The 22,825-nt window shown below is 61.5% G+C and carries 22 protein-coding genes; 13 read left to right on the top strand and 9 right to left on the bottom strand.

The features are described 5' to 3' along the window. From ACN0X9_RS02050 to flbT, 6 genes are all read right to left on the bottom strand, one after another. Positions 1-834: a flagellin gene (locus tag ACN0X9_RS02050; protein ID WP_417485974.1), complete on the bottom strand. Its 834-nt coding sequence runs from the start codon at positions 832-834 to the stop codon at positions 1-3. 231 nt (positions 835-1,065) lie between these two features. After that, positions 1,066-1,431 carry a flagellar protein FlaG gene (locus ACN0X9_RS02045; RefSeq protein WP_417485973.1) on the bottom strand — a complete coding sequence of 122 codons (366 nt, stop codon included), beginning with the start codon at positions 1,429-1,431 and terminating at the stop codon, positions 1,066-1,068. A gap of 99 nt (positions 1,432-1,530) precedes the next feature. Beyond that, entirely contained in the window at positions 1,531-2,355 is an 825-nt protein-coding gene (locus ACN0X9_RS02040; RefSeq protein ID WP_417485972.1) for a flagellin, read from the bottom strand. 352 nt (positions 2,356-2,707) lie between these two features. Beyond that, positions 2,708-3,535 (bottom strand): flagellin, encoded by an 828-nt coding sequence (locus tag ACN0X9_RS02035; protein ID WP_011643899.1) that lies wholly within the window; start codon positions 3,533-3,535, stop codon positions 2,708-2,710. 199 nt (positions 3,536-3,734) lie between these two features. After that, positions 3,735-4,115 carry a flagellar biosynthesis regulator FlaF gene (gene flaF, locus ACN0X9_RS02030; protein WP_417485971.1) on the bottom strand — a complete coding sequence of 127 codons (381 nt, stop codon included), beginning with the start codon at positions 4,113-4,115 and terminating at the stop codon, positions 3,735-3,737. Beyond that, the gene (gene flbT, locus ACN0X9_RS02025; RefSeq protein WP_417485970.1) at positions 4,115-4,501 is read right to left on the bottom strand and encodes a flagellar biosynthesis repressor FlbT; all 387 of its coding nucleotides are present in this window, start codon (positions 4,499-4,501) and stop codon (positions 4,115-4,117) included. Before flbT ends, flaF begins: the two co-directional genes overlap by 1 nt. A gap of 173 nt (positions 4,502-4,674) precedes the next feature. Here flbT and ACN0X9_RS02020 point away from each other — a divergent pair, with 173 nt between their 5' ends. The 6 genes from ACN0X9_RS02020 (at position 4,675) to ACN0X9_RS01995 (ending at position 11,161) form a co-directional block, all read left to right on the top strand. Beyond that, the gene (locus tag ACN0X9_RS02020) at positions 4,675-6,471 is read left to right on the top strand and encodes a tetratricopeptide repeat protein (protein ID WP_417485969.1); all 1,797 of its coding nucleotides are present in this window, start codon (positions 4,675-4,677) and stop codon (positions 6,469-6,471) included. Positions 6,472-6,476: 5 nt separating this feature from the next. Continuing rightward, positions 6,477-7,421, top strand: coding sequence for a hypothetical protein (locus ACN0X9_RS02015; RefSeq protein ID WP_417485968.1), 945 nt, complete (start codon positions 6,477-6,479; stop codon positions 7,419-7,421). Between the two features lie 82 nt (positions 7,422-7,503). Continuing rightward, positions 7,504-8,469 (top strand): sulfotransferase, encoded by a 966-nt coding sequence (locus ACN0X9_RS02010; protein WP_417485967.1) that lies wholly within the window; start codon positions 7,504-7,506, stop codon positions 8,467-8,469. Further along, the gene (locus tag ACN0X9_RS02005; protein ID WP_417485966.1) at positions 8,466-9,515 is read left to right on the top strand and encodes an ATP-grasp domain-containing protein; all 1,050 of its coding nucleotides are present in this window, start codon (positions 8,466-8,468) and stop codon (positions 9,513-9,515) included. The genes ACN0X9_RS02010 and ACN0X9_RS02005 overlap by 4 nt, the downstream gene beginning before the upstream one ends. Beyond that, on the top strand, positions 9,512-10,240 hold the full coding sequence (locus ACN0X9_RS02000; protein ID WP_417485965.1) for a cytidylyltransferase domain-containing protein: 729 nt from the start codon (positions 9,512-9,514) through the stop codon (positions 10,238-10,240). The genes ACN0X9_RS02005 and ACN0X9_RS02000 overlap by 4 nt, the downstream gene beginning before the upstream one ends. Positions 10,241-10,243: 3 nt before the next feature. Beyond that, positions 10,244-11,161, top strand: a complete 918-nt coding sequence (locus ACN0X9_RS01995) for an N-acetylneuraminate synthase family protein (protein ID WP_417485964.1) — start codon at positions 10,244-10,246, stop codon at positions 11,159-11,161. A 104-nt stretch (positions 11,162-11,265) separates the two neighbouring features. Here ACN0X9_RS01995 and ACN0X9_RS01990 read toward each other — a convergent pair whose 3' ends face one another. Next, the gene (locus ACN0X9_RS01990; RefSeq protein ID WP_417485963.1) at positions 11,266-11,979 is read right to left on the bottom strand and encodes a cupin domain-containing protein; all 714 of its coding nucleotides are present in this window, start codon (positions 11,977-11,979) and stop codon (positions 11,266-11,268) included. Between the two features lie 144 nt (positions 11,980-12,123). On the opposite strand from ACN0X9_RS01990, the gene ACN0X9_RS01985 reads away from it, so the two are divergent. From ACN0X9_RS01985 to ACN0X9_RS01970, 4 genes are all read left to right on the top strand, one after another. Then, a complete protein-coding gene (locus tag ACN0X9_RS01985) occupies positions 12,124-13,002 on the top strand; it encodes an AAA family ATPase (RefSeq protein WP_049755801.1) in 879 nt (292 codons plus the stop codon). 660 nt (positions 13,003-13,662) lie between these two features. Beyond that, positions 13,663-14,262, top strand: a complete 600-nt coding sequence (locus ACN0X9_RS01980; protein ID WP_417486028.1) for a CatB-related O-acetyltransferase — start codon at positions 13,663-13,665, stop codon at positions 14,260-14,262. A 172-nt stretch (positions 14,263-14,434) separates the two neighbouring features. Further along, positions 14,435-15,670 carry a parallel beta-helix domain-containing protein gene (locus ACN0X9_RS01975; protein ID WP_011643916.1) on the top strand — a complete coding sequence of 412 codons (1,236 nt, stop codon included), beginning with the start codon at positions 14,435-14,437 and terminating at the stop codon, positions 15,668-15,670. Positions 15,671-15,688: 18 nt separating this feature from the next. Beyond that, the gene (locus tag ACN0X9_RS01970) at positions 15,689-16,813 is read left to right on the top strand and encodes an SO2930 family diheme c-type cytochrome (RefSeq protein WP_417485962.1); all 1,125 of its coding nucleotides are present in this window, start codon (positions 15,689-15,691) and stop codon (positions 16,811-16,813) included. On the opposite strand, the gene ACN0X9_RS01965 is transcribed toward ACN0X9_RS01970, so the two are convergent. Further along, positions 16,814-17,365 carry a TetR/AcrR family transcriptional regulator gene (locus tag ACN0X9_RS01965; protein WP_417485961.1) on the bottom strand — a complete coding sequence of 184 codons (552 nt, stop codon included), beginning with the start codon at positions 17,363-17,365 and terminating at the stop codon, positions 16,814-16,816. 336 nt (positions 17,366-17,701) lie between these two features. Between ACN0X9_RS01965 and ACN0X9_RS01960 the strand changes: the two genes are divergently transcribed. From ACN0X9_RS01960 to ACN0X9_RS01950, 3 genes are all read left to right on the top strand, one after another. Continuing rightward, positions 17,702-20,131 (top strand): TonB-dependent receptor, encoded by a 2,430-nt coding sequence (locus tag ACN0X9_RS01960; protein WP_417485960.1) that lies wholly within the window; start codon positions 17,702-17,704, stop codon positions 20,129-20,131. 111 nt (positions 20,132-20,242) lie between these two features. Then, positions 20,243-21,418 carry a vWA domain-containing protein gene (locus tag ACN0X9_RS01955; RefSeq protein WP_417485959.1) on the top strand — a complete coding sequence of 392 codons (1,176 nt, stop codon included), beginning with the start codon at positions 20,243-20,245 and terminating at the stop codon, positions 21,416-21,418. A gap of 28 nt (positions 21,419-21,446) precedes the next feature. Continuing rightward, positions 21,447-22,016 carry a DUF1131 family protein gene (locus ACN0X9_RS01950; protein WP_417485958.1) on the top strand — a complete coding sequence of 190 codons (570 nt, stop codon included), beginning with the start codon at positions 21,447-21,449 and terminating at the stop codon, positions 22,014-22,016. Positions 22,017-22,038: 22 nt separating this feature from the next. On the opposite strand, the gene ACN0X9_RS01945 is transcribed toward ACN0X9_RS01950, so the two are convergent. Then, on the bottom strand, positions 22,039-22,662 hold the full coding sequence (locus ACN0X9_RS01945) for a glutathione S-transferase family protein (RefSeq protein WP_417485957.1): 624 nt from the start codon (positions 22,660-22,662) through the stop codon (positions 22,039-22,041). Between the last annotated feature and the right edge of the window lie 163 nt (positions 22,663-22,825).

The raw sequence follows: 22,825 nt of genomic DNA, 5'->3' as shown, positions 1-22,825 counted from the left end.
TTAACCGCCGAACAGGTTGAGGATGATCTGAGGCTGGCCATTGGCGATCGACAAGGCCTGGACCCCCAGTTGCTGCTTGACCTGCAGGGCCTGCAGTTTTGCACTTTCGACCGCGAGGTCGGCATCGACGAGGTCACCGACACCGCGGGTCAGCGAGTCCATCAGCTTGCCGACGAAATTGGAATGGGCTTCCAGTTTCTTGGTGTCGGAGCCGAGATTGGCAAGCGACTGGTTGACGTTCTCCAGCGACGTCTTGATAGCCGCTACCGCATTGGTCGCGAGAGTCACAGAACCGAGGCTGGCCGTCGCTGCAATCGTCAGGATGGCGCCGCCAATACTCATGTCCTGCGACTTGAGCGTCACCGACCGTGCCGCGTCGGCATCGGCCAGGAATTCGATGCCGCTCGAGATCGAGCCGTCAAGAATGTTGGCACCATCAAACTCCGCGTTCTGGAGAATGCCGCTGATCTGATCGAGCAGAGCCTTGAAATCGGAGTCGTAGGCCGCGCGGGAGAAAGTATCGAGCGACGGGTCCATCGCTGCCGTCGCCTTCTCACGCATCTGAACAAGAAGATCAGAGATCGACTCGCCAGCGGCCAGGGCGACATCACCAATTGTCGAGGCCCGGTCGAGACCGCTCTGCACGGCTTCCAGTGCGCGAATGTCTGCGCGCATGCCCTGGGCAACGGCATAGATGGCAGCGTTATCCTTCGCGCCGCCAATTTTCAGGCCGGTATTGATCCGGTTCTGAACGCCCAACATGTCGTCATTGGTCTTGTTCAGGTTCTGAAGAGCGATCATTGCTCCGGTATTGGTGTGGACGCTCATGGTCATGCGACATTCTCCCGCGTTCTCAGTAACCGCCATTCAGCGGCTGTTCGAACCGGTATGCGCAAGAGGCGTGCCGTTTTGGAACGCCGTAAAAAAGTACGATAATTCAATTGGATAAGGAAGGCCCAGGCCGCGCGGCGGGGATGTGACCACCAGGGATTGCCGGGGCACATATGCCCGGGTGGTCAAATTTTGCCGGGTTGTGGTGCCACCTGTCGCTGGATCGGAACGCGCTCAGGCGCGCTGGTCAACAATGCCGGCCGAGCGGGTACGCAGGTATTCCATCAGGTCAGCATGCTTTTCCGGCGGCCAGCGTCGCACAGTCTCACCGGTATCCTGATCGATCATCAGATAGATGTATTGGCCAGAGGCGTTGTCCTGAAGGATTTTCAGACGCGAGTTGCTCAGGCTCTCCGCCGCCAGGCGCTCGATGTCGGCGGAACGATCCGAAGTCGCATTCCGGTCGGTCGCGGTACGATCGCTGTCCAGAACGGGCTCGACCCGCCGCACGGCATCGCGTGGGCGGTCTACAGCTACATTTCTGTTCTCGGTGATGGGCGCCACTGGAACAGATTTCGGATTGAACCCCGTTTCTGCCATTTGAACTTTCGCTGACGCGGAGGCATCAGCGCCTCACTAGTTGTTCGCGTCAACCGCGGAGGCGGATGGCGGAGCGAGGCTCCGCCATCCAGTCCGTGATTAACGGAAGTAGCCCAGGATCGTGCTGGGTGCCGAGTTGGCGATCGACAGGGCCTGGACGCCAAGCTGTTGCTTGACCTGCAGGGACTGAAGACGCGCACTCTCTTTGGCCAGGTCCGCATCGACCAGGTTGCCGATACCCTTTTCCAGGGCGTCAGACAGCTTGCCGACGAAACCCTTGTGGATCTCGAGCGAGCTGGACGCGGTGCCGAGCTTGGCCAGCGATGCGTTCAGGTTGTCGAGCGAGGTTTCGATCGTGGCGACGAGCGTGGAAGCGTCGCCAGCAGATGCGAAGGAAGCCGTAGCCGCAACGGTCACATTGCCGCCGCCCAGAGAGAAGTTCTGGTCAGAGATCGTGATCGTGTTGGAGCCGTCAGCATTGGCCAGGGCCGAAATGGACGTAACCGAGTTGTTGATCAGGTTCGTGCCATTGAATTCGGCATTGTCGACGATTGTGGAGATCTGGTCGCGAAGGGCCTTGAAGTCTTCGTTCAGGGCCGTACGGGACGCCGTATCGAGAGACGAGTCGGAAGCAGCCAGGGCCTTTTCCTTCATCTCGATCAGGATATCGCCAATTGCTTCACCGGCGGCGAGGGCCACGTCGGTGGTGGAAGCAGCCAGATCGAGCGAGTTGCCGACAGCGGCATAGCCGTTGACGTCAGAACGCATCTTCTGGGCAATCGCGTAAACGCCGCCGTTATCCTTGGCGGATGCCACAGCCAGACCGGTGTTGATGCGGCTCTGGACTTGCTCCATGTCGCGGTTGGTCTGATTGAGGTTCTGCAGCGCAACCATGGCGCCGGCATTCGTGTTGATTGTAGCCATTTCTTGGCCCTTTCCATTCTGGTGATGTACGGACGTTCTGCCCGCCGGGTCTTCTGACCCTGCCAAGGAAAGAGCAAGCGCGGTGCCAATTGGACATTGACCACAAGGGTTAACTCGGAGTCGCGTGATTCGTAGGACTGTTTTTGCCGAGTCAATCTTTGCCCAGTAACCATTTGGGCGGCAAATTTTGCCGGTTCATAGGCGAATTTTGCTAGGAAATTTCTGCCGGTCGGCAAAATTTTATGATTAATATCAGGTTAATGGCGGATTGCAGGCATGCGTCTGCGCCAGCGCCGGCGAAACTGAAAAAAATGACCGGGACCGCCAAAGAGGCGATCCCGGCCGGACGAACTTAGCCGAAGAACGACAGGATGGTCTGCGGCGCCTGGTTGGCGATGGAGAGCGCCTGGACACCCAGCTGCTGCTTGACCTGCAGCGACTGGAGTCTTGCGCTTTCCTTGGCCAGGTCGGCATCGACCAAATTGCCAATTCCCTGCTCCAGCGTATCACTCAGGCGGGACACGAAACCCTTGTGTATTTCGAGGGATTTCGATGCCGTACCGAGCTTCGCCAGCGAGGTGTTCAGATTGTCGAGAGAGGTCTCGATCGTGGTGACGAGTGTTGACGCATCACCAGCCGAAGCGAAGGAAGCCGCGGCCGCCACCGTCACGGTACCACCGGCCAGAGTAAAGTTCTGGTCGGAGATGAGAATCGTGTTGGAGCCGTCCGAATTGGCCAGTGCGGAAATCGAGGTCACCGTGCCGTTGATCAGGTTGGTGCCGTTAAATTCCGCGTTAGAAGTGATCGTTGCGATCTGATCCCGCAGGGCCTTGAAGTCTTCATTCAGTGCCGTCCGGGAGGCTGCATCAAGCGATGAGTCAGATGCCGCGAGCGCCTTCTCCTTCATTTCGATCAGAATATCTGAAATTGCCTCACCGGCAGCCAGAGCCACATCGGTGACAGACGCGGCGAGGTTGAGACTTTGCTCGACCACACCATACCCGTTGACCTGGGAGCGCATGCGCTGGGCAATGGCGTAAACACCACCATTGTCCTTGGCACTGGCCACTTCCAGCCCGGTATTGATGCGGTTCTGAACCTCGTTCATGTCCATGTTCGTCTTGTTCAGATTCTGCAGGGCGATCATCGCCCCAGCGTTGGTGTTGACAGAAAGTGCCATTTTTTTGCTCTCCATTCTGGATGCGTTTAAGGCTGAATTTTTCAGCCGCGAGCGTTTTGCCCGCACATGGCATCGCAAGCGCCATGCCGCGCATGGCCGCCGGATAAGCGCGACTTTTCAATGCTTTAGGATATTAAAAAAGGCACCCTCGGGAGAGGGTGCCTGATTCTGCCTGCCGTTATTGCCCTGTCGGCAATTGTTACCCCACCGCTTGCCCCGCACCCGCGGAAGCCTGCGGCATCAGTCCCTGCATCACCGTCCGGTTGATATCGACCAGATCATCGATCGCCTCCGGATTGCGCATGGCATGGCTGCCGTGCTTTGAAACGAAAATGGACAGTGAAATGATCGCGGCCCGCAGGGCTTCAGGAAGCTTGTTGTCCTGACTGGCACAATCGAGCGCCAGATTGCTCCAGACACGACGGTTCCAGTCGATGGCGGAGGCCCGGTCCTTGACCGCTTCCATCGGAAGCGTCTTGGCGTTCATGAGCGAACGCGTGACCTGGGCGAACAAACGGTATTCGGTCGCACGCGGGTCTTCCGCCCGGGCAGCGGACTTCTGGTAGGCTTGAAGGGACATCAGCTCAGCCTCTCGGCTTCATAGGTCATCAGTTTGCGACAGCCGAGCAGCGCCTTGTAGTGCTCGCTCGCCATGACATCGCGGCTGACATTCACACACAGACCCAGGGTCTGCGGATCCGAAACAACTCCCATGAACTCGTTCATGCGCAGCACGAACTCGTCATAGAGTTTGTCATCTGTCTTGTCGGACAGATACATCATCATGATCGGGAAATAGATGCGCTTGACCGGCGTATCGACGTCCTCGGCATGGAGAATGTCTTTCTCGCGAAGGACGGACGCCTTGTTCTGCAGCACAAGATTGGCCCGACGGTCACCATTCTCGATGACGGCTCCGTTCAGGACAAACTTCTCGCCGGGTTTGAGCGAGATTTTGAGCGGCATGTGATCCCTCCGGTCGACAATTGACGCGATCAATGACGGTCGCTGCGCACACGTTCGCAATACGGGGTGAAGAAATGGTTTCCGGCCCACACCTCGACGATCATTGCTTATTAGCGAGTTCTTAAAGCGAATCTCCTGCCTTGCCCGTTAGAATCGAGGCAGGATTGATAACCATGCAACAAGCCAGCACGCTCGACCTTGATGCGGAAATCTCCGCCGAGGCAGAAGTCGAAAAGAACGAAACCCGCGACTCGGTGCCGCTTGGCAGGCAGGCCGTGCGCGTGGATGCCCATCTGAACCGCGTCCCCGCCGACCGTCGCCGGGTCTTCCAGAAGGTCGCAGCCCTGGCCAAGCGCGCCATGAAAACATCTGCAGAAGGCGACAATATCGCCGCAGCCCGACTGGCCCACAAGGCCTACCTTCTGGCACCGGACATGGCGCTCACCAATCATGTACTTGGCTTGATGCTGTACAATCTGGGCAGATTGTCACGCGCACTCGATTTCTTCGAGGCCGCCTGGAAGATCGATCCGAATGACGCCGAAATCTACCAGAAGCTGGGGCTCGTCGCCTGGAAGCTCAACATGCTGGACGCGGCCGAGAAATTTTATCGGCTGCAATTCAAGCTCGCGCCGACCGCCGTTGACGCCACCATCAACCTGGCCGGCGTCCTCCGAGATGCCGGCAAGTTCGAGGAAGCCACGGAAATCCTTCGGACCGCCATCTATGCCAATCAGGAAGATTACGAACTGTGGAATTCAATGGGCACCGTGATCAATGACAGTGGCGATCCGGTCCAGGCCCGGACCTTCTACGAGGAAGCCCTGCGCCTGAAACCAAGCTACGGACGTGCCCACAACAACATGGCCAATATCCACGAGTTGTTGGGTGAGCCGGAACTGGCGATCCCGCACTATGAGGAGGCCCTGAAAGACCCGGCTGACGCCATGGAGGAAGCCACAATGCGACATGGTCGCTCAATGGTCATGCTCGCGGCCGGTCACATCGAGGAAGGCTGGGCGGCCAATGAAAGCCGGCTGGACCCGAATCGCGCCCAGGCGACACTTTTCACGCTGAAACCTCCGCGTTGGGACGGGGTCGATCCGGGCCAGCTTCGTGGCAAGACGCTTGTTCTGGTCGGCGAACAGGGGCTCGGCGACGAAATTCTGTTCATGAATGTCGTCAAGGACCTGATCGACGCCCTCGGGCCGGATGGTGAGCTGCGCATCGCCTGCGAGTATCGCCTGATGCCACTGGTGAAACGGTCTTTCCCGAGCGCTGTGGTCGGCCATCACATGTCGGCGACGGTAGAAGGACGCGACATCCGGGCTGTGCCGAAGCTGGAGGATGGTGCCGACTACTGGACACCGATGGCAACCCCGCTCCGGGCGTTCAGAAACCGGATCGAGGACTACCCGTCCGAAGCAGGGTTTCTTGTTCCCGATCCGGAGGTCCAGGCAGGTTTCCGCCGGCAGATCGACAGCTTCGGGTCCGGCCTGAAGGTCGGCATCCTGTGGAAGTCATTGAACATGAATGCCCGCCGCTCACGCTTCTTTTCGGCCTTCGATGCCTGGGAAGGCGTTCTGAGAACGCCGGGTGTCGACTTCATCAACCTGCAATACGGCAAGGTCGAGGAGGAACTGGCCCTGGCCAAAGACCGCTTCGGCGTGACGCTTCACCAGCCAACCGACATCGACCTGAAAATGGACCTCGACAAGGTCGCGGCTTACGCATCGGCCTGCGACCTGGTTCTGGGACCGATGAACGCCACGTCCAACCTGGCCGCAGCCTGCGGCGGCAAGGTCTGGTTCATTCATGCACGGTCCTCCACCTGGACGCTGCTCGGCACCGACCGACAGCACTGGTATCCGCAAACACGATCCTTCTTCGGGTCCGGCTTCCGCGACTGGGACAACACGATGAAACGTGTGGCGGACGAATTGGCGGCGCTTGCCGCCAGGAACGACTGACGCCGGTGCCGGCCAGGATCGCCATTCGGGCAGACGGCTCGACCACAATCGGTCTCGGCCATGTCATGCGATGTGGCGCCCTGGCCAACGCGCTCGCCGATGCAGGCGCTGCCGTGACCTGGCTGACCGAAACACCCCATCACCTCCCGGCGGATCTGCACGGGTCGATCAAACGCATCACACTCACCGGCGATGACAGCCTGCCGAGCCTTCTGCGTGGCCAGGGCACCACCCACCTTGTTGCTGACTGGAAGCAGACTGACCCGCGGCGCGTCTCCGCTCTGCGCGAGGCGGGGTTTCACGTGACCTTGATCGGGAATTTCCTGCATGAGGCCATTCCCGATCTGCACGTCAAACAAGGCTTCCTGCCCGGCCTCTCGCCGTCTGGCAGCCCGGCGCTGAGCGGACCAAGATACCTGCTCCTGCCCAGGTCGTGCGAGGCGCTGCCTTCGCGCAAGGTCATCGACAGACCGAAGCGTGCCCTGCTGTCGCTGGGCGGCACAGTCACCCCGCTACTCGACCGTGTCCGCGAGCGGATCGCGGTGACTTGCCCCGATCTGGAGCTCGACACGCGTGGCCCGGCTCGTGACGGTCCGGTCGAACCCATGATCGAAGCACTGCGACGCGCGGACATTGGCGTTCTGGCGGGAGGCACCTCCCTGCATGAAGCCGCCGCGACCGGCCTGCCAACGCTTTGCCTGCCAATCGTAGACAGCCAGATCGAGCGGGCCGGTCAATTCGAAAGTGGAGGCCTGGGGATCAGTCTCAATCCGGCGGACCCCGGCTTCGAGCACCGGTTCGACACGGCCCTGACGGCCCTTGCGAGCGACTTTGGGAGGCGTTGCGACATGGCCCGGACGGGACAGGCACTGGTCGATGGCGGCGGAGCCGGCCGTGTCGCCCGGCATCTTTGCGAGCTCGCCACCACCGCCATCAGGGAATCGCAGTAAATCCTTAAGCTGAACAGCGTCCATTGGAGCCTGGGCGGGCGAACGATTCGCCCCCCCATTTCACAGAAGGCCTGCCCCGACCATGACCCTTGAGACACCGAACTCCGGCGCCGCAATCGACCAGGTCTGGCCGAACTTCCTGGTCATCGGCGCCCCCAAGTCCGGTACAACCTCGCTTTACCACTATCTCAGCCAGCATCCCGACGTCTTCCTGTCCCGGGTCCGCAAGGAAGGCCGCTTCTTCTCCGGCGTCGGCGACGGGTCAGTCTACTGGCCGGCCTTCTATCATTTCGACACCGCGCCCGATGTCAGCGACTACCAGGCACTGTTTGCCGACCATGACGGCCAGGCCCGGGTCGGCGACGTATCGCCGGACTATTACGCTTACGCGGCGATCGCGGCCCGGCGTGTAATGACCTATTGCGGCCCCGACACGCGGATCATTGCCATTTTGAGGACCCCGATCGACCGCACATGGTCGCACTATCTCCAGAATGTCCGACGGGACGCCGAATTCTACTCCTTCGAAAAAGCCCTCGCCGACGAGCCGCGGCGCATTGCCTCCAATTGGGGCTTCCAGTGGCTGTATGCCGACACGGGCTGTTATGCGGACCGCCTGCGCCAGTTTCGCGACCGCTTTCCCGGCATGCTGGTTCTGCTGCAGGACGAGCTGGACCAGGACGGTCCCGGCACCGTGCGTCGCATCTTCGAGTTTCTCGAAATCGACGCCGATGCACCGGTCACCGTCGAGAAACGCTTCAATACCGGCGGCATTCCGCGCTCGAAAATGCCGATCCTTGAAGGGGCATACGACCACCGGGACACGGACAGTTTCGAAACGCTCCACGCCGAACTGATCGCGCCGGTGACCGGTGTTTCAGGTGCCACCAGTGCCGACGGCGTCTACCCGCCGATCCAGGACGATGCGGTGTCGATACCACCGATGGCCGCCCGGACCCGCACCAGGTTGCAGGCCCGTTTCGAGCCCGAGATCGCCGCCCTGGAAGACCTGCTCGGCCGGCCACTCGACCAGTGGCGAGCCTCATGAGCCTGGCCGCACTGACAAAGGGTGTCCTCGTGACCGGTGTGGGCGCGCCCCCCGGACTGGGCACTTTGCGCTCGCTTCGCCAGGCCGATCCCGACATCAAGCTGGTGGCCGCCGATATCAATCCGCTGGCCGGCGGCATGTTCGAGCCAGGCACTACAAGTGTGGTCCTGCCCTCCGCGACCGATCCCGAGGCCTACAGGACGGCCGTTCGAACGCTCTGCACGGACCGCAAGCTCGACATCATCATCCCGGGTTCCGAAGCCGAAATCGCCGCCCTGGCACCCGTGGCACGTGAATGGAGCGAGGCCGGTCTGCGGGTCCCGGTCGCCGATCCGGACGTCATCGCCTTCGGGATCGACAAGGGCCTTTTGCTGGAGCGCGTCAAACGCGTCGGCCTACCGCATCCGCAAACCTTGCAGCCCACCAGCGCTGACGATCTGGCCGACTGGTCCGGCGGGTTTCCCTGTGTCGTAAAACCCCGCACATCGCGCGGTGCACGCGGCGTCTGTTATCCGGCCAGCGCCGACGAGCTGGCGTCGATGTGGCGGGAGACGGCGGCAGAGCACGGCCCGAGTCTCGTCCAGCAGCTGATCCCCGGCGGCGCCGAGACTGTCTACACCATCGGCTCGCTATGGAATCGCGGCGACCTGGTCGTCTCCACCCTGCACCGCAAACTGCAAACCAACCCACCGACCGGCGGTGTCGCCATTGCCGGCGAGACCGTCGATGACCCTGAACTCATGGCCGCAGGACTGGCAGTGCTGCAGGCCTCCGGTCCCTGGCATGGGCTGGCAGCGGTCGAGGTGAAACGTCCGACAAAGGACGCTCCGCCCTACCTGCTTGAAATCAATCCGCGCATGTGGGGTTTTGGGTATCTGATGACACTGGCCGGTCTCAATATCCCAGCCCTGCTGGTGCGCATGCTGGCCGGACGCGAGCACTTGTCCGGCCATATCCCGTCAACCTTTCCGCCCTACACTCCCACGCGTATGGTCCGATCATGGCAAGACATCGAAATCCCGCCGAGCACGGAGACAAGCAGATGACCCGAACTGTTGCCGTTATCCAGGCCCGCACCGGCTCAAACCGGCTGCCCGGCAAGATCCTGGAAACGCTCCACGATGACGTCTCACTGCTGAGCTATCAGTGCCGCCAGCTGCGCACGATCGAGGGCGTCGACGAGCTGGTGATTGCCACCACGACCAATCCGGACGACGACGCCGTTGTGGCGCTGGCCGAGCGCGAGGGCATCCGCGTCTTCCGCGGTTCGGAAGAGGACGTGCTGTCGCGCTTCTTGCTGGTCGCCGAACAGACCCTGGCGAAGACCATCATCCGCATCACCTCGGACAGCCCGTTCCGCGACCCGGCGGTCATCGCGCGCTGCGTGGCCGAACACCGCGAACACCAGGCCGAATATACCCGCCCCAGCGCCGGACACCTGCCCAAGGGTCTGCGCGCCGAGGTCGTCGAGACCGGCGTCCTGCGCCAGCTTGCCGAGGCCGCCGAGACGACCGCGCGTGACCGCGAGCACGTGACGGTCTTCATCCGCGATCACCTCGACCGGTTCCGTTGTCACGCCGTCGACTTTCCGGAGTCGCTGCGTCGCCCGGACCTCGATGTCTCGGTCGACACGATCGAGGACCTCGAGCTGGTCCGCGCGCTTTATGCGGCGCTGGTTGACCGTGACTGGCCGGTCGATACCGAACACCTGTGCCGTCTCTACGACGAGACCAACGTTCTCAAATCCATTCTCACAGACCTGGCTTCCTGATCCATGACCCATATCGATGTCATCGCCGAAATCGGCTCCAATCACGGCGGCGATCTCGACCAGGCCAAGCGCTATATCGAAGCCAGCGCCAAGGCCGGCGCCGATGTGGTCAAGTTCCAGACGCTGACCCGAGAGGGGCTGATCGCCCGTTTCGTGAAGGGTGCCGACGGGTCTGTCTCCGAAAATCCGAAATTCGCCGCCTTTGGCAATGCCGGCCTGCCCGATGACTGGCACGCCCCGTTGATGGCCTGCGCTGCGGACAATGGCGTTGAATTCATGTCGACGCCCTTCTCGCTCGACGCTGTCGAGTTGATGGAGAGCCTCGGCGTCAAACGCTACAAGATTGCTTCGGGCGACCTGACCTTCACCCCGCTTCTGGAAGCCCTGGGGGCGACCGGCAAGCGCCTGATCCTGTCCTCCGGCGCCAGCTATCTCGACGAGGTGACCACAGCGGTCACCACCCTGACCCGCAGCGGCTGCCCGCATCTGACCGTCCTGCACTGCGCCGCCAGCTATCCGCCGGCCTGGGACGATCTCAACCTGTCGGCCATCACCACGCTGAAGAAGACGCTGGGCCTGCCGGTCGGCCTGTCCGACCACTCACCCGGTGCCATGGCACCGATTGCCGCGGCGGCGCTGGGCGCGGTAGTGATCGAGAAACACGTCACCTTTGATCGCGCGACGCCGGGGCCGGATCACCCCTTCGCGATGGAGATGGACGAGCTGGCCGCCATGATCGCCGATCTACGCAATCTGGAAATCGCGCTCGGGGATGGTGACAAGAAGCCGGCCGCCAGCGAGATCAACCGCCGCCGCAATCTGCGCCGCGGCCGCTATGATGCCGCCACCGGCAAGCCGGACGATAACGGCAGCGACTGGCTGCGCCCGCAACACGCACCGGATGACCGGGCGGAGTTGTGATCAATCGACCTGGGCCCTGACCTTCGTCAGGGTGACGGTAAAATTGGGCCACAACGAAAAAGGGCGCCCGAGGGCGCCCCTTTTGTCTTGGCTGACACCGGAATTTACTTGGTGCGGATCGCGTCGATCTTCGAGGCCGAGACACCGTCAACAATCGTGCGATTGATCATCGGATGGTTTTCGTCCTGCGGGCCGAAATCACTGTCCGGGTGATAGGCGATGACCCGCATCTCGGTGTCGAAGGTGCGGAATTTGTGATTGCCCTCATAGGGGATGCGGAACATCACGCCCGGCTCGAGCGGGATGACGCCCTCCGGCGTTTCGCACTCACCGCGCCCGGAATAGACCACACCGATGCGGTCGGACGGATGGGTGTGCGGGGTCTGGTCGATGCCCGGCGGAAAGTAGAGCAGGTTGAGGCAGGGGTCGCCCATCTTCACCGGCGCGATCAGCAGGCTGTCCGTGCAGCCATCGATATATTTCAGGCGACCTTGCGGTTCGACCGGGCCACCGACCATGAAGAAGGCCTGGTGGCTCTCACGCGCCATCACAATGCCGCGGCCACCGGAGACGGTCAGCGCATTGTTGGCCGAGAAATACATGCCCGCCTGGAGTTTGAACTGGCCGGACGCCGTCACCAGCGTCGCCTCGCCCGACTGGACGAAACCGAAATAAGCCGTATCCACATTGCCGAGATCAAGCGTCGCGCCGTCCCAGGCATGCAGGGTTGTCGGAAAATTCGGATCGCAGTCCGCCACTTTTCCGGTCAGCCATTCGAAGGCGTAAAAGTTCTGGGTCCGAATCATCCCGTCAGCCATGGATCGAGCACCTTTTCCATATTGCGAACCCACTCGACGGGATTCGTCTTTACAGTCTCTTAATCGACGCGTGTTGGTGGCGAATACAAAATTAGCGGCTAAAGCCCTCTGGAGACATGCGACCAATCGCGCTAGATCGCTGTCATGCGCTTTGAAGGTACAGATCAGTATGTCGCTGATGGAGAACTGAGCGCCGCGGTCAACGCCGCGGTGGCTCTCGAGCGCCCGCTCCTCGTCAAGGGTGAGCCGGGTACGGGCAAGACAGAGCTGGCCAAGCAGGTCGCCCAGGCGATGGGCATGCCGCTGATAGAATGGCACGTCAAATCAACGACCAAGGCCCGCCAGGGGCTGTACGAGTATGACGCCGTCGCACGCCTGCGCGACAGCCAGCTCGGCGATGACCGCGTTCACGACATCAACAACTACATCCGCAAGGGCAAGCTGTGGGAGGCCTTCGCGGCCCCCGAGCGCTCTGTCCTTCTTATCGACGAGATCGACAAGGCCGATATCGAATTCCCCAACGACCTCCTGCAGGAGCTCGACCGGATGGAATTCCATGTCTACGAGACCGGCGAGACCATCAAGGCGGCCAACCGCCCGGTCATCATCATCACCTCGAACAATGAAAAAGAACTGCCCGACGCCTTCCTGCGCCGCTGCTTCTTCCACTTCATCGCCTTCCCCGACGAAGCGACCATGCGCAAGATCGTCGAAGTCCATTATCCGGGTCTCAAGGGCCGCCTGCTGTCAGAAGCGCTGACCCTGTTCTACCAGATCCGCGATGTGCCCGGCGTCAAGAAGAAGCCCTCCACCTCGGAACTCCTGGACTGGCTGAAACTCCTCCTCGTCGAAGATATCGACGCCTCGGTCCTGGCCGAACGCGACCCCCGCAAACTCATCCCGCCGCTGCACGGTGCGCTGCTGAAAAACGAGCAGGACGTGATGCTGTTCGAGAAGCTGTCCTTCATGGTGCGGAGACCAGGTGGGCCGGGTGACGGTCCGCGCGGGCCGGGCGCGGCTTAGGAACAAACACCACGCCCTCCCATTTTTCCCGGCCGAAGCCCCGCAAAAGCGGGGCGCAGAGCCGGGACCGACAAGCCTGACCGGCAAGCAATGAGTCTCCCGTAGGTCCCGGATCGCGCAGACGCGCGTCCGGGAAAAATGGTGGGTGAGGTGAGACTGGCGATCCGTTTTCGGGTCGAGGCGCGGAGCGCCCACCGCGCCATAAATTCCTTGCCGGGAGTTCGCCGTATCCGGTTCTTGAGCTCAAGGGTGAAACCGCGAAGCGGGGGCTGCGCCGCCCTTGTCCTCAAGAACCGGATACGGCCCGCTGGCTGACAAGGGCTCTATGGGTCAGGCTGCGCCCGGCTCGAACAACAAGATGTGTGCCCTGCTTTCTCGACACCGTTTTTCGTGCCCCATCTTCACCGTCATCCCCCGGTCACGACCCCGTCGTGATCCGGGGGATGACGGTGGAACGCGGACCGAATGGCAGCTATAAGTGCACCCAACACAGGAGAGCGCCCAAATGAACATGTCCGGCTAGACCGCGCCTGACCGGGAGACCGGGGGCGCATTTCGACGATCCGAAATCCACCTCACGCCCGGAGTCTGTTCATGTCTGCCTCTTCCAATACGCCTGCCTTCGATCACCCTGCCCTCGACCCGATGAACCCGGCGCCCATGCCGGCGGCGGCATCGATGGCCTATCTCAAACCCCTGGTCGCCGATCATCCCAAGATCACGGTCGGCGATTACAGCTATATCCATTCCTTTGACGATCCGGCCCGCTTTGCCGAGATGCAGCTGAAATACGCCTTCGATTTCATCGAGGACCGTCTGGAGATCGGCAAATTCTGTTCGATTGCGGCGGATGCCAGCTTCGTCCTCAATGGCGGCAATCATTTTGCCGACCGGCTGTCGAGCTATCCCTTCCCGATCTTCACCTGCTGGGGTGAGCCCGATCCCGGTCCCTGGCCGAACAAGGGCGGGATCACGATCGGCCATGATGTGTGGATCGGCTGGGACGCGGTGATCATGCCCGGTGTCAGCATCGGCCACGGCGCCATCATCGCGGCGAAGTCGGTGATCACCCGCGATGTCGCGCCCTACTCCATTGTCGGCGGCAATCCCGGACAGGTGATCCGCAATCGTCTGCCCGAGGCCGATATCAAACGCCTGTTGGCGCTGGCCTGGTGGGACTGGCCGGTCGAGGCGATCCGGGCGGCGTCAGACGCCTTGATGAAGGCGGATATCGAGGCTCTGGAGCGATTGGCACCCTGACAACTCAATCAGGGATGACCCGACGCGCCCCGTTAACTGTCAAAGAAACAGAAACTGTTTCTGTTTCTGTTTCTGATTGTATCTGCGCATTGAATGTGAAAATTTGCTAGGAGAAGCGATCGGCGAATGCCGAACCAAAAGTCATGGGCGGCGAGACGCCGGGGAGAGCAAGATGAAGACATTCAAGTATCTGATGATCGGGGCATCCGCGCTGGTTCTGACCGCCTGCGGCAATAGCGACACGTCACGCGACCTCGCTGAGGCCAATGTCGATTACCAGGCGACCCTGATGGAGCAATTGATCGATGCCCAGCCGGGTGACGTGATCGAGATCCCGGCAGGCGTGTACAGCTTCGACCGTTCGCTGAGCCTCAATATTGATGGCGTGACGATCCGCGGCGCCGGCATGGACGAGACCATTCTGAGCTTCCAGGACCAGATCGCCGGAGCAGAAGGCCTGATCGTCACCGCCAATGACTTCACCCTCGAAAACCTCGCCATTGAAGACACGATCGGTGACGGGCTGAAGGTGAATGGCGGCGAGAACATCATCATCCGCGGCGTCCGCGTCGAGTGGACCAATGGCTATGCCACCGAGAACGGTGCCTATGGCATCTATCCGGTGCAGACCACCAATGTGCTGGTCGAAGACACCGTCGCCATCGGCGCTTCCGACGCCGGCATCTATGTCGGCCAATCGCGCAATGTGATCGTCCGCAACAGCCGGGCCGAATACAATGTCGCCGGCATCGAGATCGAGAACTGCATCGGCGCCGACGTCTACGGCAACACCGCCACCAACAATACCGGCGGCATCCTCGTCTTCAACATGCCGAACCTGCCGCAGCCGGGCTATCACACCCGCGTCTACGACAATGACATCTTCGCCAACAATACCGAGAATTTCGGCCATGCCGGCACCCCGGTCGCCAGCGTCCCGGCCGGTTCGGGCGTGGTCATCAACTCGAACGACCAGGTCGAGATCTTCAACAACCGGATCTCCGACAACGACACCGCCAACATCATCATCTCCAGCCTGCACTCGACCGGGTATTCCGATTACTCGGTGCAGACCGATTTCGATCCCTATCCGGAGTCGATCTGGATCCATGACAACACCTATTCCGGTGGCGGCACCTCGCCGGACGGTCTCGACCTGACCGCGCTGAAGATCGCCATGTTCGGTCTCAATGGCGCCCTGCCGGACGTGTTGTTTGACGGTTTTGTCGACGATGCCAAGCTGGTCGACGGTGCTCTGCCCGACGCGCTGCGGATCTGTGTCAGCGATCCGGTCGACGTGCTCAATGCCGACGGTCCGAATGGCTATGCCTCGCCGAGCGTCGATACCGAGGATTTCCGTTGCAGCCTCGACAGCCTGAGCGCCGTCGAACTCGCCTTCGCCGACTAAGCAATACCGGGATTTGTCGTGACCGTGTTTCGTGGACTGATACTGATCGCCGCCGCCGCTCTCGCGGCCTGTTCACCGAACGCACCAACGGCGCAATTCCATCCGGACGACAATCCCCGGCTGCTCTCCGAATGGGGACAGCTGGGTATTGTCGCCGGCTACCTGCAACTGGCCGACGGGGTCGTGCCCTACGACATCAACACACCGCTCTTCACCGACTATGCGCTGAAGCTCCGGACCATCTGGATGCCAAGCGGCGAAACCGCAGCCTACCGCGAGAACGACACGCTCGACTTCCCGGTCGGCACCGTCATCACCAAGACTTTCTACTATCCCCTTGCTGACACGCCCGGCCAGGTCACCCGCGGCGATGGCCACAGCCTGACCCGCGCCGATGGCAGCCTGGACCTGTCCCGTGTGCAGCTGATCGAAACCCGCATCCTGGTTCACCGTGAAGCCGGCTGGGAGGCCCTTCCCTATCGCTGGAATGATGACCAGACGGAGGCCGTGCTCCTGCGCTATGGCGACGTCGTGCCCATGACTGTGGCCGAGGCCGATGGCAGCGCTTCGACATTCAATTATGTCATGCCGGATGTGAACCAGTGCGCCAGCTGCCATGCCCCGGACTCAAACACCCGCCAGATCGCTCCGATCGGTCCGAAACCGCGCCATCTGAACCGCGACTTCGACTATCCGGACGGCACCGCAAATCAGCTCGAATATTTGACCGAGGTCGGCTACCTCACCGGCGCGCCGGTGCCTGCCGACGCGCCGCGCAATGCGGACTGGGAAGACCTGGAAGCGAGCCTGGAAGCGCGGGCCCGCGCCTATCTCGATGCCAATTGCTCACACTGCCACAGCCCTGTGGGACCGGCCGATACGTCCGGGCTGAACCTTCAGCCGGATATCGCGCACGGCCCGGCACTGGGCATCTGCAAATTGCCGATCGCGGCCGGGTCAGGCACCGGGGACCGTCGGTTCGACATCGTCCCGGGGCGTCCGGACGAGTCGATCCTGCTGTTCCGCCTCGACAATGTGGAACCGGACCAGATGATGCCGGAGGTCGGGCGCTCGACCAATCATGTCGAGGGCATCGAACTGATCCGCGCCTGGATCGAAAGCCTGCCTGGCGATTGCGGCTGATCAGTCCAGATAAGGCGCCAGATACCGCTGCAGGGCCATCAGGGTTTCATTGAAATAGGTCTCGGCCTGCTCCGGTCGGTCACGAGTGGCGAAAATCAACACCTCAGCCGCGCAATAAAACTCGACCGTCAGCCGGGCGACGACTTCCGGGTCGCCATCATGGAAACCGTCCATGCCCTTGTGCCAGCGATGTGACAGGACGGCCGCCAGACGGAGGTTCCAGCGCTCGCGGACAACCCGCAATTCCGGCGTCGTCAGGGTCAGCTGGAAGACAGCACCATAGGACGGACTACCGGCGACCAGCTGGCGCAACCCGTTCAGCATTCCAAAAATGCTGATCCGCCAGTCCTGCTCCTCCGGGTCCTCGAGGATGGTCGAAATGATCGCTTCGGCCTCGAGCATGAACTCGTCGAGAATGGTGCAGTGAAGGGCGTAGATATTCGGGAAATATCGATAGACCGAACTGACCGGGACGCCCGCCTGGGCTGCGACACTTGAGGTCGTAATCGCGTCGGCACCGTCATTTTCGAGCAGATATTTGGTAGCCGCCACGATCTTGTTGATTCGATCCTGGGAGCGCTTCTGCCTGGGGGCAGCGCGCCGCTCAAGATCGACATTTTCGGTGGGGGCTCGCTCGTTCACTGTCTGCCTCGTTGATATTGCTCCGTAATTTGGCACACCTGCGCCGTTAGGCAAGTGTGACCAATTTGCGTCTCATGTTCAGTATAGCGCGATCCCCGCCTCTCGCCGCTTGAATAACTGAAAAAAATTCTGTTTCGTTTATTGGAATGTCCAGTCGGATATTTCAAAGGGGGAGTCCCGGCAGAGCGCGCGAACAAGATGACGCGTCGGATCGGGAAATCGGGCCAGTTGCCCAGCGGAGGAATCATGAAACTCAAAACGTCAGCCAGGCGCCACAGCCTGCGCTACCTGCTCGCATCGACTGTCGCTTGTATCGCTGCGGCGCCGGCCCTGGCGCAGAGCGACGAGACGCCGGACGACGTTATCGTCGTCACCGCGCAGCAGCGCGCCCAGTCTTCGCAGGATGTGCCAATCTCGCTGCAGGTGCTCGACTCTGAGTTCATCGATGCGGTCGCGGCTGACGATATGGGGGATCTGGAAGCCTTTGTCCCCGGTCTGGACGTGTCCAATGGCAGCCCGACCCAGCCGCGCTATTCGATCCGCGGCATCACCACCAGCGATTTCGGTGTCGGTACCGATCCGGCGGTCGGCATCTATGTTGACGGCATCTATGCAGCACGCTCTGGCGCATCGCTGCTGGCCTTCAACGATATCGAACGCATTGAGGTCCTGAAAGGACCGCAGGGCACGCTGTTCGGCCGCAACTCTGCCGCCGGAGCGGTCTCGATCATCACCCGCGAACCCAGCGACGAGCTGGAAGGCCGCGTCGCCGTCCGCATCGGCAGCCATAACCGCATGCGCACCGAGGCGATGCTCAACCTGCCGATCACGGACACGCTCGCCATTCGCGCCAACTTCCTCAGCAACAAGGCCGATGGCTGGCTGACCGACGCGGTGACCGGCGAAGACTATCGCCGCGAGGATTCCTCCGCCGACCGTTTCACCGTCCGCTGGAATGCCACGCCGTCGACTGAGATCCTGCTGCGCCACAGCCGCGACACCATCGATCAGGACGCCCGTCCGGCGATTGGCATTGTCGATCTCCCGGCCGCCCCGGGCACACCGCCGCTTCCCGTCGACACCACCGCCTTCCTCGACCCGTTCAGCGCGCCTGTGCGCAATGATGTGGTGTTCAACCGCGAGGCCCGCAATCTCGCCGAAACCACCCTCACCGTCCGTCAGGATATCGGCGACATGACGCTGACCTCGCTGACATCGTATCGGGAATTCGACACGATGAACCGCGAGGACGAGGACGGCACCAACCGGATCGACACCTATTTCGACACCAATAATGTCGAGGACAATGAAGCCTTCTATCAGGAATTCCGCCTTGCCGGCACGACCGGCACGGTCGATTGGCTGGTCGGCGCGAGCTATTACGACGAGACCGCGATCCAGGCTTCGGAAACCTTCACCTTCACCGACACCGTCAACACGGTGCTCGGCAATGTCGGCGCCGGCACGCCCTTCACCGATCTGGAATACGGTCTCCTGGTCCCGTTTGGCCTGCCATTCAGCATGCTCGGCCACTCCTGGCAGGAGACAATGAGCAATCAGGGCGAGTTCACCGCCCGCGCGGTCTATGCCGACATGATCTGGTCAGCCACAGACCGCCTGAATGTGTCAGTCGGCCTGCGCTATACCGAAGACGAGAAATCATTCCAGTGGATCAATGGTGGTCGGCAGGCTGACAGCCTCGACCAGACTTTGGCGGCACTCGACAATGCCGGTATTCTTGGCCTCGCTGGCGCCTCCCCGGCAGATTTCCAGTTCGATTTCGTCTTTGACCTCGCCCCGCTTGCCGGCGTGGCCTGCGACAATGGCGTCAATGTCGCCGAGGGCGTGGCCTGCGTGATGGAAGACAGCTGGAACAATCTCAGCCCGCGCGTGGTCGTCGATTACCAGCTGACCGACAATGTCATGATCTATGGCTCGTTCAGCGAAGGCTACAAGGCCGGCGGCTACAACTCGGTCGAGGTCGGTTCGCGCTTCGAGAACGAGACCGTGACCAGCTGGGAATTCGGCTTCAAGTCAGACTTCCTGAACCCCGATCTCGTCTTCAACATGTCGGCCTTCTCCTACGTTTACGAGGACAAGCAGTCGATCCGTCTGGTGGTGCCGGCCGGTGGCGGTGTACCGCAATACCTGGTCCAGACCTCCGATGACGAAGCGATCGGTGTCGATATCGAGCTCGACTGGGCGGCTTCCGACGCCTTGCGCCTGCGCGGCAATGCCCAGTGGCTGGACTCCACCCACAAGCGCCGCGTCGACAGCAATGGCGCCGACCTGGCCGGTGAGCCGACCGGCGAGCCGTTCTGGAACGTCTCCGTCGGCGCCGACTATGTCATCGATCTGGATGGCGGCAGCGACCTGACCCTGCAGGCCAATCATGCCTGGCGCGGCGAGAGCCGCTGCAACAGCCAGTCGGTCCTGCAAGGCACCTGCGGCGGCTACACGGCCTTCGCCACCGGTGAAGCCCGCAACCGCACCGATTTGCGAGCCCGCTGGACAGCACCGAACGGGGACCTGACCGTCAGCGCCTTCGTCAACAACGTCTTCGACAACCAGTATGTCGGCGGCGTCAACAACATCACGGCGAGTACGCTGGGCACAGCGTTCGCGTCAATCTCGACGCCGCGGGTTTGGGGGTTGGAGATCGGATACGACTTCTAGGTCCGAGCTCCAATGCGGCTGGACGGCCTCGCCTTCGGGCGGGGCCGTTTTCTTTTGTGTAGGGAACACACCTCCCCTTCCCTGCTGCGCGAACCCCGCTAGATTGGCGCCATGCTGCATCATTTCTTCACCGAGCTTCGCGCCGCCAAGATCCCTGTCACCACGCGGGAATACCTGACCTTGCTGGAGGCCCTCGACAAGGGCGTCATCGAGCCGGAAATCAAGCATTTCTACTCGGTCAGCCGCGCCGCCCTGGTCAAGGACGAGAAGGATTTCGACAAGTTTGACATGGTGTTCGGCCATGTCTTCAAGGGCGTCGAAATGCTCAGTGAAATGTTCGAGGACAAGGAAATCCCGGATGAATGGCTGCAGGCGATGATGAAACGTCTGCTGACCGAAGAGGAAATGGCCGAGCTCAAGGCCCTGCCCTTTGACGAGCTGATGGAAGCCCTCAAGAAGCGCCTGGAAGAACAGGAAAAGCGCCATGAGGGCGGATCCAAATGGATCGGCACTGGCGGCACCTCGCCCTTTGGCCATTCCGGCTACAACCCGTCCGGCGTGCGCATTGGCGGCGAAAGCCAGAACAAGCGCGCCGCCAAGGTCTGGGAACAGCGCCGCTACAAGGATCTCGATGGCGAGCGCGAACTGGGCACGCGCAATCTGAAAGTCGCCCTGCGCCGCCTGCGCAAATTCGCCCGCGATGGCGCTCGCGAGGAGCTTGATTTGGGTGAAACGATCGACGCCACCGCCAAGCAGGGTTGGCTCGATGTGGTCATGCGCCCCGAACGTCGCAACGCGATCAAGGTGCTCGCCCTGTTCGATGTCGGCGGATCGATGGACCCGCACATCCGCCTGTGCGAGGAGCTGTTCTCGGCGGCGCGCTCGACCTTCAAGAATCTGGAATACTACTACTTCCACAACTGCCCCTATGAGGGCGTGTGGCGGTCAAACCTGCGCCGTCGCACCGAGACCGTGCCGACCCTGGACCTGATGCACAAATACCCGGCCGACTGGAAGGTCATCCTGGTCGGCGACGCCGCCATGGCGCCTTATGAGATCACCCATGATGGCGGCTCGGTCGAGCATTGGAATGAAGAGGCCGGCGCGGTCTGGCTGCAGCGCATCGCCGACACCTGGCCGCACCTGATCTGGATCAATCCGACGCCGGAAAAATGGTGGGAGCACTCCTACTCCACCCGCCTCGTGCAAGACATTATCGGCGCCGACCGCATGTTCCCTCTGACCCTTGAAGGCGTCGATGCGGCAATGAAGGAATTGGCGCGTTAGCGCCGGAGCCGACCGGAAAGGATCGTTCATGCTGCACTCAAACCGTTTGATCGCCCTGGCAATAACCGCAGCCAGCGCCGCGTTGGTCGGGTCCTGCTCGGACAACGGTTCCGCCGACAGCACCGGATTGTGGATCGCCAACCCCGACCGCCTCGGCCCGATCACCGCGGAAACCGCATTCAGCCAAGACGCGCTGGCGGCCATACTGCCTGATTTCTCGGTTGTCGAAGGCGAGGCATTTGCCGAGGGCGAGGCCTATCTGACCTATGAAGCGCACCGCACGACTGCCGGCCCCGCCGTGCTGGTCGTGGACGGCAATGGCGACCAGCTGCTGGCCGTCACCATCCGGGAGCCCGGCTTGATTCAGTCAGCACTGGATATCGGCATGCTGGCCGGTGCAGGCGGGCTCGATCCCGGCCTGTGCTTTCCCGGTGTGGAAGAGCGATCCGGTGACGTTGTCTGCCAGGATGAAAGGCCGACCGGATTGACCTACTGGATCCGCGTCGACCACGCTGGTCCCGACGGCGAAATGCCACCGGTCGAAGCCCTCAATGCGGGGACGGTCTACGAAATCCAGTGGGTTCCGGTGCCAGGCTGAGGCTTCACAGGCTACAGGGCTGTCAGGTGAGCTTGGCGATCCGACCCTCGTCATATTCCAGATCCAACTCGTTCTCGACCCGCGCGACCCAACCCCTCACGCCGAGGAATTCGTCGAGATCGAAGCCACCCTCATCGGCCACCCGTGTGTAGGCGACCAGAGCGATATCCGCGAGCGACAGCTGGTCGCCCACGATGAAGTCGCGTGACAGGAGGCGCATTTCCATCACCCCCAATGCCCGACGCCCCTTGGCCATGAGCTGCGGGTCGATGGCATCGTCCGAAACGTTCTGGAAGGCGCGCTGGAAGCGCCGCACGGCGATATAGGGCTCGTGACTGTATTGCTCCCAGAACATCCATTCGAGCATCTTGGCCTGATCGAACGGGTCGGCGGGGACCAGCTCCGAGCCGTTGGCCAAATGGAAGATGATGGCATTGGACTGGGCCAGGATGCGACCATCCTGTCGCTCAAGGCACGGAACCTGTCCGGCCGGATTGATGGCCAGAAAGTCGTCGGTTCGGGTCTCACCCTTGACGACGTCCACCTCGTGCCAGTCGTAAGCAATGCCCAGGTGGTCGGCCGTCCATTTCACTTTCAGGCAATTGCCGCTGCGGCGGTCACCATAGATGCGTACTGGCTCGGTCATGTCGCGACTCCTGTGCGTGTCGTCACAGCATAGCGCCGCTGCGGGCAAGATCGAGTGGTGAAAAAGGACCGCGCGCAGCCGCTTGCCATGGCAAGGCTTCACCGGTCTCCAGGACTGTGACAGTCCGCCGCTTGGGCGTCGCTGCCAGCCCGCCTATAAGGAG

The organism is Maricaulis sp., assembly GCF_048268525.1.
GTDB lineage: Bacteria > Pseudomonadota > Alphaproteobacteria > Caulobacterales > Maricaulaceae > Maricaulis.
The sequence above is the reverse complement of the archived record's forward strand: the minus strand, read 5'-3'. Positions and strand labels throughout refer to the sequence as shown.

What these genes read in the sequence shown, in the direction of transcription:
- ACN0X9_RS02050 (WP_417485974.1), bottom strand. Translation starts at nt 834, where the DNA reads ATGACCATGAGCGTCCACACCAATACCGGAGCAATGATCGCTCTTCAG.
- ACN0X9_RS02045 (WP_417485973.1), bottom strand. Translation starts at nt 1,431, where the DNA reads ATGGCAGAAACGGGGTTCAATCCGAAATCTGTTCCAGTGGCGCCCATC.
- ACN0X9_RS02040 (WP_417485972.1), bottom strand. Translation starts at nt 2,355, where the DNA reads ATGGCTACAATCAACACGAATGCCGGCGCCATGGTTGCGCTGCAGAAC.
- ACN0X9_RS02035 (WP_011643899.1), bottom strand. Translation starts at nt 3,535, where the DNA reads ATGGCACTTTCTGTCAACACCAACGCTGGGGCGATGATCGCCCTGCAG.
- flaF (WP_417485971.1), bottom strand. Translation starts at nt 4,115, where the DNA reads ATGTCCCTTCAAGCCTACCAGAAGTCCGCTGCCCGGGCGGAAGACCCG.
- flbT (WP_417485970.1), bottom strand. Translation starts at nt 4,501, where the DNA reads ATGCCGCTCAAAATCTCGCTCAAACCCGGCGAGAAGTTTGTCCTGAAC.
- ACN0X9_RS02020 (WP_417485969.1), top strand. Translation starts at nt 4,675, where the DNA reads ATGCAACAAGCCAGCACGCTCGACCTTGATGCGGAAATCTCCGCCGAG.
- ACN0X9_RS02010 (WP_417485967.1), top strand. Translation starts at nt 7,504, where the DNA reads ATGACCCTTGAGACACCGAACTCCGGCGCCGCAATCGACCAGGTCTGG.
- ACN0X9_RS02005 (WP_417485966.1), top strand. Translation starts at nt 8,466, where the DNA reads ATGAGCCTGGCCGCACTGACAAAGGGTGTCCTCGTGACCGGTGTGGGC.
- ACN0X9_RS02000 (WP_417485965.1), top strand. Translation starts at nt 9,512, where the DNA reads ATGACCCGAACTGTTGCCGTTATCCAGGCCCGCACCGGCTCAAACCGG.
- ACN0X9_RS01995 (WP_417485964.1), top strand. Translation starts at nt 10,244, where the DNA reads ATGACCCATATCGATGTCATCGCCGAAATCGGCTCCAATCACGGCGGC.
- ACN0X9_RS01990 (WP_417485963.1), bottom strand. Translation starts at nt 11,979, where the DNA reads ATGGCTGACGGGATGATTCGGACCCAGAACTTTTACGCCTTCGAATGG.
- ACN0X9_RS01985 (WP_049755801.1), top strand. Translation starts at nt 12,124, where the DNA reads ATGCGCTTTGAAGGTACAGATCAGTATGTCGCTGATGGAGAACTGAGC.
- ACN0X9_RS01980 (WP_417486028.1), top strand. Translation starts at nt 13,663, where the DNA reads ATGCCGGCGGCGGCATCGATGGCCTATCTCAAACCCCTGGTCGCCGAT.
- ACN0X9_RS01975 (WP_011643916.1), top strand. Translation starts at nt 14,435, where the DNA reads ATGAAGACATTCAAGTATCTGATGATCGGGGCATCCGCGCTGGTTCTG.
- ACN0X9_RS01960 (WP_417485960.1), top strand. Translation starts at nt 17,702, where the DNA reads ATGAAACTCAAAACGTCAGCCAGGCGCCACAGCCTGCGCTACCTGCTC.
- ACN0X9_RS01955 (WP_417485959.1), top strand. Translation starts at nt 20,243, where the DNA reads ATGCTGCATCATTTCTTCACCGAGCTTCGCGCCGCCAAGATCCCTGTC.
- ACN0X9_RS01950 (WP_417485958.1), top strand. Translation starts at nt 21,447, where the DNA reads ATGCTGCACTCAAACCGTTTGATCGCCCTGGCAATAACCGCAGCCAGC.
- ACN0X9_RS01945 (WP_417485957.1), bottom strand. Translation starts at nt 22,662, where the DNA reads ATGACCGAGCCAGTACGCATCTATGGTGACCGCCGCAGCGGCAATTGC.